Genomic DNA, 12,665 nt, shown 5'->3' on the forward strand with positions numbered 1-12,665 from the left:
CGGCCGCTTTTTCAATTCGCATACCCGGAACAATTTCCAGTGGTAGTGGTTAGGCAAGCGCCCGGCAAAGCTTTACGGATTACACCATGACCTACACGACCACGCGCTCTTACGTTGCAATCGTAGCGCCACCTCTGCGTTCGGTTCCGCTCCATTTTTCCGCCGCCTGCCTTGTTGGCGCGCTTCTGACCGACATTGCCTACTGGCGGACAGCCGAAATGATGTGGACGAACTTTTCCTCCTGGCTTCTCACCTTCGGATTGCTGCTCGGCGCTCTGGCGGCGATTGCCGTCCTCATCGACATCTTCAGCGGGCGACTTCTCCTGGGCGGTTTGGGCTGGCTCTATATCATCGGCAACATCGCCGCCTTTGTAGCGTCGCTCTTCAACGCCTTCATACACAGCCGCGACGCATGGACCTCGGTCGTGCCGACGGGGCTGACCCTCTCGATCGTTGCAGCCGTACTGATCGTGATCAATGCTTGCTTCGGCTGGGCCATTTTGCGCCAGCGCACAGGAGGTCTCGAACAATGAGCCGCTCCCTTGCTTTATTCCGTTGCAATGCGTTGGCGCTGATCCTGCTCTGCAGCAGCGGCGCGCTTCTCGCTGGCTGCAGCGACAATGAGCCCGACCCGGCGAGCGAAATCGGCCCCAATCCCAAACTGCCGGAACAGGCCCAATATCTCGTACCGCCGATGCACGTCGCCTCGGTGATCGGATGGAAGGAGGGCGAAACGCCGAAAGTCGCCGATGGGTTGCAGATCAAGGCGCTGGCGACGGGGCTGAAACATCCGCGCTCGGTCTATGTCCTGCCAAACGGCGATGTGCTGGCGGTCGAATCCATTGCGCCGCCTGCCGCGTCGATCAAGCGGCCCAAGGATCTGATCATGGGCTGGATAGAATCCATGGCGACCTCGGGCGGTGGCTCCAGCAACGAGGGAAGCAACCGCATTACCCTGCTGCGCGATGCCGATGGCGATGGGATCGCCGAAGTCAAGGAGACCTTCCTCGACCATCTCAATTCGCCCTTCGGCGTGGCACTTGTCGGCAATGAACTCTATGTCGCCGATACCGATGCCATCAGGCACTATCCCTATCAGGAGGGCGAGACGAAGATAACCGAGCCCGGCACCGTGCTGACCGAACTCCCCGGCGGGCCGATCGACCATCATTGGACGAAGAGCCTCGTCGCCAGCGAAGACGGCAACAAGCTCTATGCCGGCGTCGGCTCAAACAGCAACATCACGGAAAACGGCATTGAGGCGGAAAAGAACCGGGCCGCTATCCTAGAAGTCGACCGGCAGACCGGCAGCTTCAGGATTTTTGCCAACGGCCTGCGTAATCCCAATGGCCTCAGTTGGGAGCCACAGACACATGCGCTCTGGACGGTCGTCAATGAACGCGACGAACTTGGTCCGAATCTCGTTCCTGACTATATGACCTCAGTCAAAGATAGCGGCTTTTATGGTTGGCCATATAGCTATTTCGGTCAGAATATCGATCCACGCGTCATGCCGCAGAGGCCAGATCTCGTGGCGAAGGCCATCGTCCCCGATTACTCCCTGAGTTCGCATGTGGCGCCGCTTGGCATGGTCTTCTACACCGCCGACAATCTGCCAGCGCAATATAAGGGCGGCGCGTTCGTCGGCGAACATGGCAGCTGGAACCGCTATGAATTCAATGGCTACAAGGTCGTTTTCGTACCATTCCAGAATGGCAAGCCGAGCGGGAAACCGCAGGACATCGTCACAGGCTTTCTACAAGGGGACGACCAGACGCATGGCAGGCCGGTCGGTCTGGCAGTCGACAAGGCCGGCGGCCTGTTGATCGCCGACGATGTCGGCAACACGGTTTGGCGCGTGACCGCCGCGAAGTAGGCCGCGCGTGCCGACCGTTCCTCTTGACGCCGGCCTTGCCGTGTGGAGGTGGGCGATCTGCCTGCCAGCCCTCAGATCTCGGTTCGCCGCAGCAGATAATCCAGTCCCCCGATCCTGAACCACCTATAGGCATAGGGCTCCAGGAGCAGGCAATGTTTGCCGCGATCGTCGGCTTCGCTGTTGTCGCCATCGGCGATGTCGATCAACAAGTGCCCTTGTTCGCCGACATCAGGATCGATTTCAACTTCCACGGGCTTCGAATGGAGATTGTGGACGATCAGCACGGCATTGTTTCGCCAATCGTACCGGATGGCGAGCACGCCCGGGTCGCCGGCATCGAGGCAGGTAAAGTCACCCCAGCCGATCTCCGGCGCCTCCTTGCGCATGCGGATCAGGCGCTCTGTCCAGTTCAGCATTGACTGCGGATCGCGCCGTTGCGCCGCAACGTTCACGTGCTGGTATCCGTAAGGGCCTTTCGTAATGACCGGCAGGACAGGTTTATCGTGTTTGGTGAAGCCCGCATTGGGCTCTCTTGACCATTGCATCGGCGTGCGGGCGCAATTGCGCTCAGGCAGCGACAAGTCATCGCCCATAGCGATCTCGTCGCCGTAGCGAAGAACGGGCGTTCCCGGCAGCGAAAACATCAGACTGTAGGCCATACGAATGTGCGGGGCGCTGTCCTTGAGCATCGGCGCCAGCCGGCGCCGGATGCCGCGGTCGTAAAGCTGCATGGATTTGTCCGGTCCAAAGGCGGCGAACACCGCCTGGCGCTGTTTTTCGCTCAGTCGCCCAAGATCGAGCTCATCGTGGTTCCGCAGGAACAGACCCCATTGCGCCGTTTGCGGCCGGGCGCGCGTCTTTTCCATGGCTTTGACGAGCGGACCGGTGTCTGCGGTTGCCAGCGCATAAAAAAGCGCCTGATTGACCTGGAAATTGAACATCATCTGCATACGGTCGCCATCTTCGCCGAAATAATCGAGATCAGTTTCCGGCAGGACATTGGCCTCGGCCAGGATGATGGAATCGCCCTGCCGCCACTGCAGGAATTCGCGGAAGGTTCTCAGCATGTCGAATTGCTCCGCCGGCTTCTTCACAGCCGCTCCCTTCTTGGCAATGATGAAGGGGACGGCGTCCATTCTGAAGCCGGAGACGCCGAGCTGGATCCAGAATCCCATGATCTTCAGGATTTCGGCCTGGACATGCGGGTTGGCGGTGTTGAGATCCGGCTGGCAATCGTAGAAGCGGTGGAAGTAATAGGCCTTTGCGGCCTCATCGTAGGTCCAGGTGGATTTCTGCACTCCCGGAAACACCATGCCTTGATCGGCATTCTCAGGCTTTTGCTCGGACCAGACATACCAGTCGCGATAGCGGGATGCCGGATTTCGTCGCGCCTCCTGAAACCACGGATGCTGATCGGACGTGTGGTTGACCACAAGGTCGATCAATACGCGGATGCCGCGCTGGTTGGCGCCGTGCGTGAATTCGACGAAGTCACCGAGCGTGCCGTAGCGCGGATCGACATTGTAATAGTCGGAGATGTCGTAGCCGTCATCTTTTCCGGGAGACGCCTGGAACGGCATTAGCCAAACTGCAGTGATACCGAGACCTGCAAGATAGTCGAGGCGACGCATGAGTCCCTGAAAATCACCAATGCCATCGCCATTTGCGTCCATGAACGTTTCTACCGACAGACAGTAGATTACGGCATTCTTGTACCAGAGGTCGTTTATCATCGCCTTCTCCCTGCTTCGGAGCGAAAGGTCGGCGTCAAAAGATTGTTCCCGGCGCCGCGTAAATGCCGGTTGCTGGCCAAGCTCACCGGCTACGAACCGGCTTCGGACATCTCGAGGGGTGACGGCCGGTTGTGTCAAATTTAAATGCTGGCGAATAGACTGCCCGCTATGGTCCCGCCGCATGCATCATCAATGCATGCGATGTCAGGGGAGCGTGAATTTGGCAAGATCGATCAGCTATTTACAAGTTAGGCGGCTTCTTTTGGGGCGGAATCAATCCAGCCACTCATTCGAGAAAGCCAGGCTTGCGATAGAAATCGGCCGCTCTTCGGACCGGACTGTCAGCGATATGATCGCCCTCTCTCCGGCTGGCAGCTCATCGCGCGCGATATCCACTAGGATTCGTGCGATTTCCCTGAGCACCTCGACTCGTGATGCAAGTTCCATTCCTTCATTGTCCCGGATCAGGCCGTCGCCATTGTGAAGGTCAAAGAAGTATCTGGCCATTTGCTCACCCCATTGAAATATTTCATCATGAAGTGCCGGCCGTCCAAATTGTTCCATTCACCTAGCTTGTTGGGAAGTCATCGTTTTTCAGCTTCCAGTTTGAACGGGGAGAGCCATTCTTGATCGAGCCGCTTCTCCTCAATCTCGAAAGTCACGACGTGCTTTCCACAGCGGAGATCGAGCTCCTGCGCTCAATCGTCGGCCGTGAAAGATTCGTGGGTGCTGGAGAAGACCTTGTCTCCGAAGGAAGCCGGCCCACTCATTCTACCCTGCTGCTCGACGGATTTGCCGCCCGATATAAGGTCCTGGAGGACGGCACCCGGCAGATCACCGCGCTGCAGGTTGCCGGCGACTTCGTTGATCTGCATGCCTTTCCGCTGAAAGTGGTGGACCACGGCATTCTGGCGGTATCAAACTGTCGTATTGCCTCGGTGGATCACCAGGAATTGAAGGCGATAACCGACACCAATCCGCATCTGACGCGCCTGCTGTGGCTCGATACACTGGTCGACGGGGCGGTACATCGTGAATGGATTGTTGCCATGGGGCGCCGTTCAAAGAAGGCGCATCTCGCCCATCTCATTTGTGAGCTTTACGTACGGCTTCGTACGGTGCGCAGAACGAATGGGCCAAGCTTTCAGCTGCCATTGACGCAGAATGCCATGGCGGATGTCCTCGGTGTTTCCCTGGTTCATCTGAACAAGACGCTGCAATCGCTTCGGAAGGAGAAGGCGTTCACCTGGGAGGGGAGAGTGATTACCATTGTGGACTGGGACAAGCTGCAGAAGATTGCCGGCTTTGACGCCGGATATCTGTCGCTGTCAATCGAAGCGCGCTAGAAATGTCGTTGTTGACGACGTATGGTGTCCAACATGGGAATGCATCATGATCACGCGTTACATCAGGCCTCGCGACGAAGCGTTGACATCGGATGATCTCGCCGCATGCCAGAAAGTGTTGGATGCTGTGAAGGCCGAATTCAGGCTTGCCGATGACGATGGCGAGGTCGGCCATTCGGCTGCGATCATAATCGAGCTCTACCGCCAGGGCGTCCACGACGAAGAACGACTTAAAACTCTGGTTTTTGCGACGCGTGGCAAGATCTGAAGCGCATGCCTTCAATGTGGATAGACCGATCTGGTTTGGCCGTCTCGCTCGCATCGGGAGATCTTATGAGAAGTTTGGTTTTAGCGGCCGCTGTTCTGCTTCCCACGGCAGCCTTTGCCGTCGAGGCCGTGGAGGTTAACGCCCGCGAGCATTCTTGCCGTGAGCTGGCGCAGATTATCCAGCAGAAAAAGGCCGTCTTTGTTCGCATGGGGCTCGGTGGGCGGAGCTTCCGGTCTCCGCCGGCACGATGCCGTTTAGGTGACAAATATGACGTGGCCAGAATACGTGCCGCCAACGGGGAAATGTGTGTGCTCGATTACGAGTGCGTTTATGACCCGCAATCCTTCTACAACAGGTTTCCCAAATAGCGCAGTGAAGGCGTTATTGCTCGGCGGCGGTGGCGTAAGCGGCCTGAAGTTCCATCTGCACGGCATGCATGAACAAAGCTGCCTGCTGCGAGATTTCGTGCTCGCTGCAGCCTTGGGCTTTCAGGTTAGCCGCAAAACTGGCCATTTCTGACCTCCAGAAGCGGTTTGCGGCCTCTCCGTGAAGGGTCTGTAGTGCCTCGCTGCAGCGCCTGATATCGGCAGTGCGTCGGTCGGCTGGAAACTGCAGTAGCGTCATGCTTTCTCCGTGATTTTGGGCGAATCGCCAAGTATTCCGCAGAGTGGCGATGAGTTCTTCACAAGTGGTGAAGGCCAGCCTCGAATAACTATGGTGTCGTGCCCCGTCGCGGCGGACGGTCGGCACTGCTGGATTGTCCATCACCGAAAGTTGACAATGGACGCTCTGGCATCCATCGCGACTGCGGCAAGCTATGTTAAAGTTCTCACCGTAACGCAGTGATGGGACACTGATGATGCTGACAACACTTGCGATGCTCGCGAGCCTGTCCGGTGCTGCCGCCACGATCGCGCAATCAAGCCAGAACGAGGTCGATGTCGAACTGGTGCTGGCCGTCGATACCTCCCGCTCCATGGACTATGAAGAGGTTCGCATACAGCGCGAGGGCTATGTCGAGGCGCTCAGGCACAAGGAGTTCCTGGATGCCGTCAAAGGTGGCCTTACCGGCCGGATCGCCATCAGCTATTTCGAGTGGGCAGGCTATGTCGTCCCAGGTTCCGTCATCGACTGGCAGGTGATCGAGACGCAGAAGGATGCGTTGGAGTTCGCTGACAAACTGGAAGCGAGGCCGATCGCCACGCAGCGCCGCACGTCCATATCGGCGGCGATCGTTCAAGGTGTTTCGATGCTGGCAATCAGCCCCTATAGGAGCAATCGCGAAGTGATCGACGTTTCCGGCGACGGCCCCAATAATTCCGGCGATCCCGTCACGCCTGCCCGCGATACGGCCCTGGGGACGGGAGCCGTCATCAACGGCCTTGCGATCATGCTGCGGCCATCCGAGGTGCCGGAGGGGCTTGATAAATACTATGCCGATTGCGTCATCGGCGGCCCCGGCTCCTTTGTATTGCCGGTTCACAAGATCGAGGATTTCGCCGTCGCCGTTCGCCGGAAGTTGGTTTGGGAAATCAGCGGCCTTGAACCCCCAGCGCAGGTCCGCAAAATCGCAGCCAATCAGCCGACAACGGACTGCCTTGTCGGTGAGAAGCTGTGGCAGAACCTCTTCGACCGCTGAACACCTATCCCGATTTCGAACTTGCGGTCAGAGGCGCTGTCTGTTCCAGCCGAGGCAGAACCTCTTTCGCGATGATTTCAAGGTCGGAGAGCGCTTTGTCGTCTTCGACAGCAAGATTGAACGCGACGTGATGCACACCAAGCTGGCGAAGGGTCACAAGAGCGGCAAGCAATCCATTCGGCCCCGTCCGATACCCGAGATCGATGTCATCGAGACGATCGACGGGTGTATCGATGAGTTCGAGCGCCATGGCTTGACCCATTCCGCGGAATTCGCTGGTTGTGCGCTGCACGGCCCGATGCCACAGCGCGATCCGGTCCTTCTGTGCGACAAGCGGACGGTGATAGGTCATCCAGGCTTCGGCGTTTCTGGCGATCCATTCGAGCGACTGCGAGGATGAGCCGACTGCGATCAATGGAACGTGGCGGCCACTGCGTGGACGGATCTCAAATTGGTCCTCGTCTGTCTGCGAGCCAACGCGACCGTCGAGAGCGTCACTGAGGGCCGCCCAATTCTTTCGAAACAATTCTCGGCGGTCCTCGACATGGCGGCCAAATGCTGAAAATTCAGATGGGCGATCGCCGGAGCCGAGCCCAAGAACGAACCTGCCCGACGAGAGCACGTCGATCGAAAGAGCCGCCTTGGCGATATGCAGGGGATGGCGCAGCGGCAGGACGATCGAGCCGGTCGCCAAAGTGATCGATCGTGTAGACGCTGCGAGCGCACCAAGCAGAACCCAGGGATCGGAGTGGCCGATGGGATCGGGATAGGCCGAACTGTTCAAAGGGACATCTCGGACCCAGATGGCCGCAAAACCAAGCTCATCGGCGCGACGGACAAGCTCCATCTGAAGGCCGAAATCGATGTCCCGCCGTCGCCGCGCCTGCAAGGGAAGAATGATACCGATCGTCAGCTGTGAATCTTGGAAGAGCATCAACCGTTTCCCGCGTTGCCTGACTGCACGTGGGTGATCTGCGCGAGGTTTGCAATAGCGGAAAATGCTGTCGCTGGTGCTACCAGAGGGCGACCGGCGCGCTTGCCAAAAACTGGTCGAGAGCAAAAGCAAGCGCGGGGGCAGCTGCCACGATCTCCTCGCGGGCCGCAAAAATGAGCAGCCCCAGCATCGAGATTATCGATCCAGCTTCGATGAGCGACATGGGATTGCCGACAGATGTCAGAGATGCCGCGGGGAGAACGACATGTGGTCGCGCGGCTGTGGGGCTGTTGTCGTTTGCAGGATGAAAGAGACGGGTAGGGCGAGGATAGGCGACGCGGGATTTCTTGCATATTCCAGGGTAGGTTTCGCAGACTGAACTAGACATCGGATGTCCCTAACCGCATTGAAAATTCTAGAGTTAATTTGGGGTTCGGGCGGTCTTGCTTCAACTATACTCATAGATAGGGGCTGGCTCCGAATTGGGGGGCGGCCATCTGCCTTCGTTATGCGCTGGGTGCATAGGTGAGCTGTAGTCTGGACGCTACTCATTCTCGCAGCCTCATATTATATATTGGTCATCAAAGCGAACGAAGCGCCGCTGACTGGCAGCTGGTCGCTAGACCCACGGAAAGGGGACTAAAATGAGCATCGCACGCACTTTCAACAACTGGCGTAAGTACCGTCAAACCGTTAATGAACTTGGCCGTATGTCGAGCCGCGAGCTTAACGACCTCGGTATTGCACGTGGTGATATCCGCGAAGTTGCACGCGCCGCTATCGGCCGCTAAGACGGCATCCACGTGAACCAAAAAACGCGCTCGACCTTTCAAAGTCGGGCGCGTTTTTCGTTTGTCGAGCCATTCGTCTGACGCATAGTGCATGGCAGCCCTGCAAATATGTGCCTAGAAGAATGGCAAGGCTCAGCCTACATGTTGTTTTAACGAAGCGATGAAACTCCTCCCTCGTCGCTTCGTCCGAGACGCGGCTTACCTCCTCCCGAGCCAGCGTCAATGTGGCGGCATCCTCCTCCCGCCGCCACGCGTCATAAGAAGGCGTCTGCCGGATTTCCTCCCTCGGCAGGCGCCTTATTTTTTGCAAAAATTAACCGTCATCGCCTCGGCCATCCGGATCTGAATGGTCTCTTATGGCTCCGGTGGCGTTCCCTTACCAGTCAGATAGGTCGAGCCGGGCCCGATCTCACGATCAGAGATTTCTAAAGACTGTGCAAGCGACACCGGCAGCGCGTATGGTGCCGCAGAGCTTGGTCGCCTCTGCGCGTGTCTCCCGGCCGATTCTCGCTGCGTAGCGCGGCCGGTATCCGAAATTTCCACCTCTCTGCCGTACGATCACCGCGCGCTCCGCGTTCAGCGGGTCCGGAAGCTTTGCCACCGATATCGTGAAGAGCCTGTCTGCGACGGACGGATTGTAGTGGGCGGCAAGCTGTACGCCCCATGGCGCCCAGTCCGCCGATCCGGTCAGAACGGGCTCGTTCATCTGCCGCGTCTCGGCGAGCGCCACGCATGCCTCCCGGAACGGCATGCCGTCCCGCAGGTCGGGAGCGGCGGTCTCCGGAGGGCTATCCCGCCAGGTTTCCACGGTCCGGCCGGTAATTGCGAAAACATAATCGCGGGTCTCGATCGGCAGGCGGCCAGAGGAGAGAAAACGGTTGAGACCGGACTCCCCGGCATTATAGGCAGCGGCAGCAAGTCCGAGATTGCCGAAGCGAAGCCTGAGTTCGTCGAGATAACTGGAAGAGGCCTTCAGCGCCTGAACGACATCGAAGCTGTTTTCCAACGCTCTCAAACGAGCGGTACCCGGCATGAACTGCGCAATGCCTTCCGCACCCTTCGGGCTCACCGCTTCCGGGCGGAACAGACTTTCGCGCCAGATCAGGCGGGCGAAGAAGGTCGCGGGAATGTTATGGGCCGCTGCGAAATGATCCATGGCCGCACAGAGATCCGCATTGAAATAATCTTTTCGAATGCAGACTGTTTGTCCATCGCCACCGTCACCCCGATAAAGACAGGCCCCTTCGGGCGGCGACGGCTCGGCGGCGCCGGCGGCAGGCGCCATTGCAGCCCATGCAGCAGAAACCAGCACCGCCATTAAGCCTAGCCGCATCTCATCATCGCCAAACCTGCCCCGTGATATCGTGGCGGTTTTCAATCGAGACGGCAAGTTCCATTGCGACCGCGGGTTTATCCGCGATCGACGGAGTTCAATGCACAACCGTCAGGATCGCTATTCCGGCTTCGGCAGCGGCACGGCGAATGGCATCTTGCAACTCGCTGAGGTCGATCTGCCCTGTGATCGCATCGACGCAAGCCTTGACGGCCATGACATATTCCTCGCCGTCCTCAGACGGCCAGTCCGTTATCAAGACTTCGGCGATGTCTCTCAGTGTCCTGACGACCCTGTATTTTTCCCGGCCACCCAGCATCAGTACCAGAGGGGGGATGCGTTCGTATGTGTTCCATTCCATTACACTTGGTCTCCCCAACGCATGGATATTAGTAACGTTGCAAGAACCATACCGATTGGCTGTGAAGTTCGTGTATCGGGGACAACTGCACGGTTGCGGGTCGATTTTCCGTTCCCGGCAGCATTAAAATGGAGGCGCTAACTCATGTTTTTTGTTGCGCATTGCCCTCGTCTTCACTAGAGAAAGACTATCATTGGCCTGGATGTGCCCCGGCCACGTAAGCGTTAACGTCACTCAACGCGTATGATCGAACGGCTTTGCGGCTTCGATCTGCGCGACTGTGTCCTGCGGATCGTTTCCCGAAGCCCCGGAAGGACATGATGGATAACCAGCAATCCACGAACCAGCAACTCCCCGCGCCCACCGTCGAACGGATCCGCCATGAGTTGCGCCGCCGCTCGCTCACGGTTGAAAGCATCAGCGATATTACGCCCGGCATGCGACGGATCGTGCTGAAAGGCGACGGTCTGGCCGACTTCACCAGCCTAGCACCGGACGACCATATCAAGGTCATTGTGCCCGGCGTCGATGGTGCGGAAGAGCGTCGCGACTACACTCCACGCCGCTTCGACAATGCAGCCCGCAGCCTGACCATCGACTTCGCCTTGCATGAGGCCGGGCCGGTGACGCAATGGGCGATCGATGCCCGGCCCGGTACGCCGCTCGAAATCGGCGGGCCGCGCGGTTCGGCAGTGGTCTCCGGCGGCGTGAAGAGATGGCTTCTGATCGGCGATGAGACGGCACTCCCCGCCATCGGCCGGCGCATTGAAGAGAGCTCGGCGAATACGATCATCACTGCGATAGCCGCCATCGCCGACCACAATGAAGAGCAATCTTTCGAGACTGCTGCGACCCTCGAGACGCGCTGGGTCTATCGTCCTTTATCTGATACGACGAATGCCGAGCCGCTCATTGCTGCTTTGGCGGGGATCGATATCATCGCTCAGACATTCGTCTGGGTCGCAGCCGAGGCATCAGTGGTACGGGCAATTCGTGCCTATCTCGTCGAGGAGCGTAACTATCCGCTGAGCTGGATCAAGGCATCAGGTTACTGGGTCAAGGGTAAGGCGGATACGACCGAAAAGTTTGAATAACCCGAGATATGGCTGAGGCTTTCAATACATCCTTCCAGATCGCTCCCGCCAATCGGCCGGAGCGATCTAACAATGCTTATCCACATGGGCTGCTCGCCATTTCATCTGTTCCGAGCCACGTCGTGGAACCTCCCTCAAATCCCAGTGTTTCTCCGAAAAGGAGATGTGTCACGGGTGCCAGCGGCACCAACGCCAGAGCGCGCACCAGCGACACTGCGATGGGAGGATGCGATGGCCAGAGACAGAGAAGAAGCAATTCGTCAACGCGCCTATGAAATCTGGGAGCAGGAGGGACGCCCGGAAGGGGCCGCACTCAGACACTGGCTGCAGGCGTCCGACGAACTCAGCGAGGACGATGAGCATGAGACGATGCAGGAGCTGATCGACGAAGATGATCGCGATGATGCCGCTCTTCTGCAAGGCGCCGGCGAAAGCGGCGATATTCATACGCGCCGCCGGAGGGTTTCCGGAGCAACCCCGCACATATCGAGTCGCGCATAAGTAGATTACTTCTCTGACCGTTCAAGCAGAATACGAGCTTCCTCGAAACGACGCTTTCGGTCACCATCATCTTCATTTGGCGAATAACAGGTGTTCGACACGCAGAAGCGGGTGAGGTGATGTGGTTTGTCGACCTTGTCGAATTCGCATTCGAAAGTGTCCGTCATATCGCCAGGCGCAGTCCCGGCTCGTGTCGAATAGGTCATCCGAACGCCCGGGGGCTTGAGCTCCGGAAAGGACTGCACGGTGCCGATTGCAAGCTGATCGCTCATGAAGAAGCCTTTGGCGACTGATTGACATGTCGCTTCGAGATTCGGCGACTGTGCGAAAGCTGCAGCTGGAAACCAGATAATGCCGAATAATACTAAATATTTACGCAAGAGCGTTGCCTCCTGATGCCGTTCAGAATGAGGTAGAGCCGATCCGGCAAAAGCAAATAGGGCCTCAGGCAGCTCCGGAAAAATCTTCCGACAATAGGCTCAGCAATTCGTTGCGATCCCGCACGCCGAATTCGAACCAATCGACGAGCGCTTTTGCCTTTGTCATTCCGAGGTCACTGTCACGGCGACAGTGCGCGGCTAGGCACCATTCCCGGTGGATGCCATCGAGAAAGTTCATCGCTTCCGACGTCAGAGCTTCCTTTGGCCAAACCGTTCGCGTCATCATGCGCTCCCTGTGCGGCCCCACATTAAATGACCTATGGTTGAGTGCAATGGCGAGAATGCAACACCGAGGGATTAGTTGTCGTCGGTCGATACGTCGTTACGCGGCAAAAAGGCGGCAGATGTC

The 12,665-nt window shown here is 58.0% G+C and carries 18 protein-coding genes; 9 read left to right on the forward strand and 9 right to left on the reverse strand.

What is annotated here, in order from left to right; genetic code table 11:
• Nucleotides 1–86 precede the first annotated feature (86 nt).
• Both FHX08_RS30025 and FHX08_RS30030 read left to right on the forward strand, forming a co-directional pair.
• A complete protein-coding gene (locus tag FHX08_RS30025) occupies nucleotides 87–533 on the forward strand; it encodes a DUF2231 domain-containing protein (RefSeq protein ID WP_132657755.1) in 447 nt (148 codons plus the stop codon).
• On the forward strand, nucleotides 530–1,876 hold the full coding sequence (locus FHX08_RS30030) for a sorbosone dehydrogenase family protein (RefSeq protein ID WP_132657757.1): 1,347 nt from the start codon (nucleotides 530–532) through the stop codon (nucleotides 1,874–1,876). The genes FHX08_RS30025 and FHX08_RS30030 overlap by 4 nt, the downstream gene beginning before the upstream one ends.
• Nucleotides 1,877–1,947: 71 nt before the next feature.
• Here FHX08_RS30030 and FHX08_RS30035 read toward each other — a convergent pair whose 3' ends face one another.
• Both FHX08_RS30035 and FHX08_RS30040 read right to left on the reverse strand, forming a co-directional pair.
• Nucleotides 1,948–3,609, reverse strand: coding sequence for an alpha-amylase family protein (locus FHX08_RS30035; RefSeq protein WP_132657759.1), 1,662 nt, complete (start codon nucleotides 3,607–3,609; stop codon nucleotides 1,948–1,950).
• 273 nt (nucleotides 3,610–3,882) lie between these two features.
• Complete coding sequence (locus FHX08_RS30040) at nucleotides 3,883–4,116, reverse strand: DUF6894 family protein (RefSeq protein ID WP_132657831.1); 234 nt, start codon at nucleotides 4,114–4,116, stop codon at nucleotides 3,883–3,885.
• 119 nt (nucleotides 4,117–4,235) lie between these two features.
• Here FHX08_RS30040 and FHX08_RS30045 point away from each other — a divergent pair, with 119 nt between their 5' ends.
• From FHX08_RS30045 to FHX08_RS30055, 3 genes are all read left to right on the forward strand, one after another.
• Complete coding sequence (locus FHX08_RS30045; RefSeq protein WP_132657761.1) at nucleotides 4,236–4,955, forward strand: Crp/Fnr family transcriptional regulator; 720 nt, start codon at nucleotides 4,236–4,238, stop codon at nucleotides 4,953–4,955.
• 46 nt (nucleotides 4,956–5,001) lie between these two features.
• Nucleotides 5,002–5,223: a hypothetical protein gene (locus tag FHX08_RS30050; RefSeq protein WP_132657762.1), complete on the forward strand. Its 222-nt coding sequence runs from the start codon at nucleotides 5,002–5,004 to the stop codon at nucleotides 5,221–5,223.
• Nucleotides 5,224–5,288: 65 nt separating this feature from the next.
• Nucleotides 5,289–5,591, forward strand: coding sequence for a hypothetical protein (locus FHX08_RS30055; RefSeq protein ID WP_132657764.1), 303 nt, complete (start codon nucleotides 5,289–5,291; stop codon nucleotides 5,589–5,591).
• Between the two features lie 13 nt (nucleotides 5,592–5,604).
• On the opposite strand, the gene FHX08_RS31985 is transcribed toward FHX08_RS30055, so the two are convergent.
• Nucleotides 5,605–6,201, reverse strand: a complete 597-nt coding sequence (locus FHX08_RS31985; protein WP_312862222.1) for a DUF6074 family protein — start codon at nucleotides 6,199–6,201, stop codon at nucleotides 5,605–5,607.
• On the opposite strand from FHX08_RS31985, the gene FHX08_RS30065 reads away from it, so the two are divergent.
• Nucleotides 6,083–6,862 carry a DUF1194 domain-containing protein gene (locus FHX08_RS30065; protein ID WP_132657832.1) on the forward strand — a complete coding sequence of 260 codons (780 nt, stop codon included), beginning with the start codon at nucleotides 6,083–6,085 and terminating at the stop codon, nucleotides 6,860–6,862. The two genes, FHX08_RS31985 and FHX08_RS30065, sit on opposite strands and share 119 nt — an antisense overlap.
• Before the next feature lie 4 nt (nucleotides 6,863–6,866).
• On the opposite strand, the gene FHX08_RS30070 is transcribed toward FHX08_RS30065, so the two are convergent.
• Both FHX08_RS30070 and FHX08_RS30075 read right to left on the reverse strand, forming a co-directional pair.
• Nucleotides 6,867–7,796, reverse strand: a complete 930-nt coding sequence (locus tag FHX08_RS30070; protein ID WP_132657768.1) for a TIGR03571 family LLM class oxidoreductase — start codon at nucleotides 7,794–7,796, stop codon at nucleotides 6,867–6,869.
• Between the two features lie 79 nt (nucleotides 7,797–7,875).
• Nucleotides 7,876–8,019 carry a hypothetical protein gene (locus tag FHX08_RS30075; RefSeq protein WP_165911974.1) on the reverse strand — a complete coding sequence of 48 codons (144 nt, stop codon included), beginning with the start codon at nucleotides 8,017–8,019 and terminating at the stop codon, nucleotides 7,876–7,878.
• A 421-nt stretch (nucleotides 8,020–8,440) separates the two neighbouring features.
• Between FHX08_RS30075 and FHX08_RS30080 the strand changes: the two genes are divergently transcribed.
• Nucleotides 8,441–8,587, forward strand: a complete 147-nt coding sequence (locus FHX08_RS30080; protein WP_132657769.1) for a DUF1127 domain-containing protein — start codon at nucleotides 8,441–8,443, stop codon at nucleotides 8,585–8,587.
• A gap of 415 nt (nucleotides 8,588–9,002) precedes the next feature.
• Here FHX08_RS30080 and FHX08_RS30085 read toward each other — a convergent pair whose 3' ends face one another.
• On the reverse strand, nucleotides 9,003–9,920 hold the full coding sequence (locus FHX08_RS30085; RefSeq protein ID WP_245508383.1) for a lytic transglycosylase domain-containing protein: 918 nt from the start codon (nucleotides 9,918–9,920) through the stop codon (nucleotides 9,003–9,005).
• A 97-nt stretch (nucleotides 9,921–10,017) separates the two neighbouring features.
• Nucleotides 10,018–10,281: a DUF982 domain-containing protein gene (locus tag FHX08_RS30090; protein ID WP_132657771.1), complete on the reverse strand. Its 264-nt coding sequence runs from the start codon at nucleotides 10,279–10,281 to the stop codon at nucleotides 10,018–10,020.
• 320 nt (nucleotides 10,282–10,601) lie between these two features.
• Between FHX08_RS30090 and FHX08_RS30095 the strand changes: the two genes are divergently transcribed.
• Nucleotides 10,602–11,375: a siderophore-interacting protein gene (locus tag FHX08_RS30095; protein WP_132657836.1), complete on the forward strand. Its 774-nt coding sequence runs from the start codon at nucleotides 10,602–10,604 to the stop codon at nucleotides 11,373–11,375.
• A gap of 231 nt (nucleotides 11,376–11,606) precedes the next feature.
• Nucleotides 11,607–11,876, forward strand: coding sequence for a DUF2934 domain-containing protein (locus FHX08_RS30100; protein ID WP_132657773.1), 270 nt, complete (start codon nucleotides 11,607–11,609; stop codon nucleotides 11,874–11,876).
• A 5-nt stretch (nucleotides 11,877–11,881) separates the two neighbouring features.
• Here FHX08_RS30100 and FHX08_RS30105 read toward each other — a convergent pair whose 3' ends face one another.
• On the reverse strand, nucleotides 11,882–12,256 hold the full coding sequence (locus FHX08_RS30105) for a hypothetical protein (protein ID WP_132657775.1): 375 nt from the start codon (nucleotides 12,254–12,256) through the stop codon (nucleotides 11,882–11,884).
• Between the two features lie 64 nt (nucleotides 12,257–12,320).
• A complete protein-coding gene (locus FHX08_RS30110; RefSeq protein ID WP_245508384.1) occupies nucleotides 12,321–12,542 on the reverse strand; it encodes a hypothetical protein in 222 nt (73 codons plus the stop codon).
• Nucleotides 12,543–12,665 lie beyond the last annotated feature (123 nt).

Source organism: Rhizobium sp. BK529, assembly GCF_014194105.1.
GTDB lineage: Bacteria > Pseudomonadota > Alphaproteobacteria > Rhizobiales > Rhizobiaceae > Rhizobium.

Bases quoted from the DNA above. Each gene is read 5' to 3' on its own strand.
- FHX08_RS30055 (WP_132657764.1), top strand. From the start codon at position 5,289: ATGAGAAGTTTGGTTTTAGCGGCCGCTGTTCTGCTTCCCACGGCAGCC.
- FHX08_RS30035 (WP_132657759.1), bottom strand. From the start codon at position 3,609: ATGATAAACGACCTCTGGTACAAGAATGCCGTAATCTACTGTCTGTCG.
- FHX08_RS30085 (WP_245508383.1), bottom strand. From the start codon at position 9,920: ATGCGGCTAGGCTTAATGGCGGTGCTGGTTTCTGCTGCATGGGCTGCA.
- FHX08_RS30080 (WP_132657769.1), top strand. From the start codon at position 8,441: ATGAGCATCGCACGCACTTTCAACAACTGGCGTAAGTACCGTCAAACC.
- FHX08_RS30030 (WP_132657757.1), top strand. From the start codon at position 530: ATGAGCCGCTCCCTTGCTTTATTCCGTTGCAATGCGTTGGCGCTGATC.
- FHX08_RS30075 (WP_165911974.1), bottom strand. From the start codon at position 8,019: ATGTCGCTCATCGAAGCTGGATCGATAATCTCGATGCTGGGGCTGCTC.
- FHX08_RS30065 (WP_132657832.1), top strand. From the start codon at position 6,083: ATGCTGACAACACTTGCGATGCTCGCGAGCCTGTCCGGTGCTGCCGCC.
- FHX08_RS30025 (WP_132657755.1), top strand. From the start codon at position 87: ATGACCTACACGACCACGCGCTCTTACGTTGCAATCGTAGCGCCACCT.
- FHX08_RS31985 (WP_312862222.1), bottom strand. From the start codon at position 6,201: ATGGAGCGGGAGGTATCGACGGCCAGCACCAGTTCGACATCGACCTCG.
- FHX08_RS30070 (WP_132657768.1), bottom strand. From the start codon at position 7,796: ATGCTCTTCCAAGATTCACAGCTGACGATCGGTATCATTCTTCCCTTG.
- FHX08_RS30090 (WP_132657771.1), bottom strand. From the start codon at position 10,281: ATGGAATGGAACACATACGAACGCATCCCCCCTCTGGTACTGATGCTG.
- FHX08_RS30095 (WP_132657836.1), top strand. From the start codon at position 10,602: ATGGATAACCAGCAATCCACGAACCAGCAACTCCCCGCGCCCACCGTC.
- FHX08_RS30110 (WP_245508384.1), bottom strand. From the start codon at position 12,542: ATGATGACGCGAACGGTTTGGCCAAAGGAAGCTCTGACGTCGGAAGCG.
- FHX08_RS30050 (WP_132657762.1), top strand. From the start codon at position 5,002: ATGATCACGCGTTACATCAGGCCTCGCGACGAAGCGTTGACATCGGAT.
- FHX08_RS30040 (WP_132657831.1), bottom strand. From the start codon at position 4,116: ATGGCCAGATACTTCTTTGACCTTCACAATGGCGACGGCCTGATCCGG.
- FHX08_RS30100 (WP_132657773.1), top strand. From the start codon at position 11,607: ATGGCCAGAGACAGAGAAGAAGCAATTCGTCAACGCGCCTATGAAATC.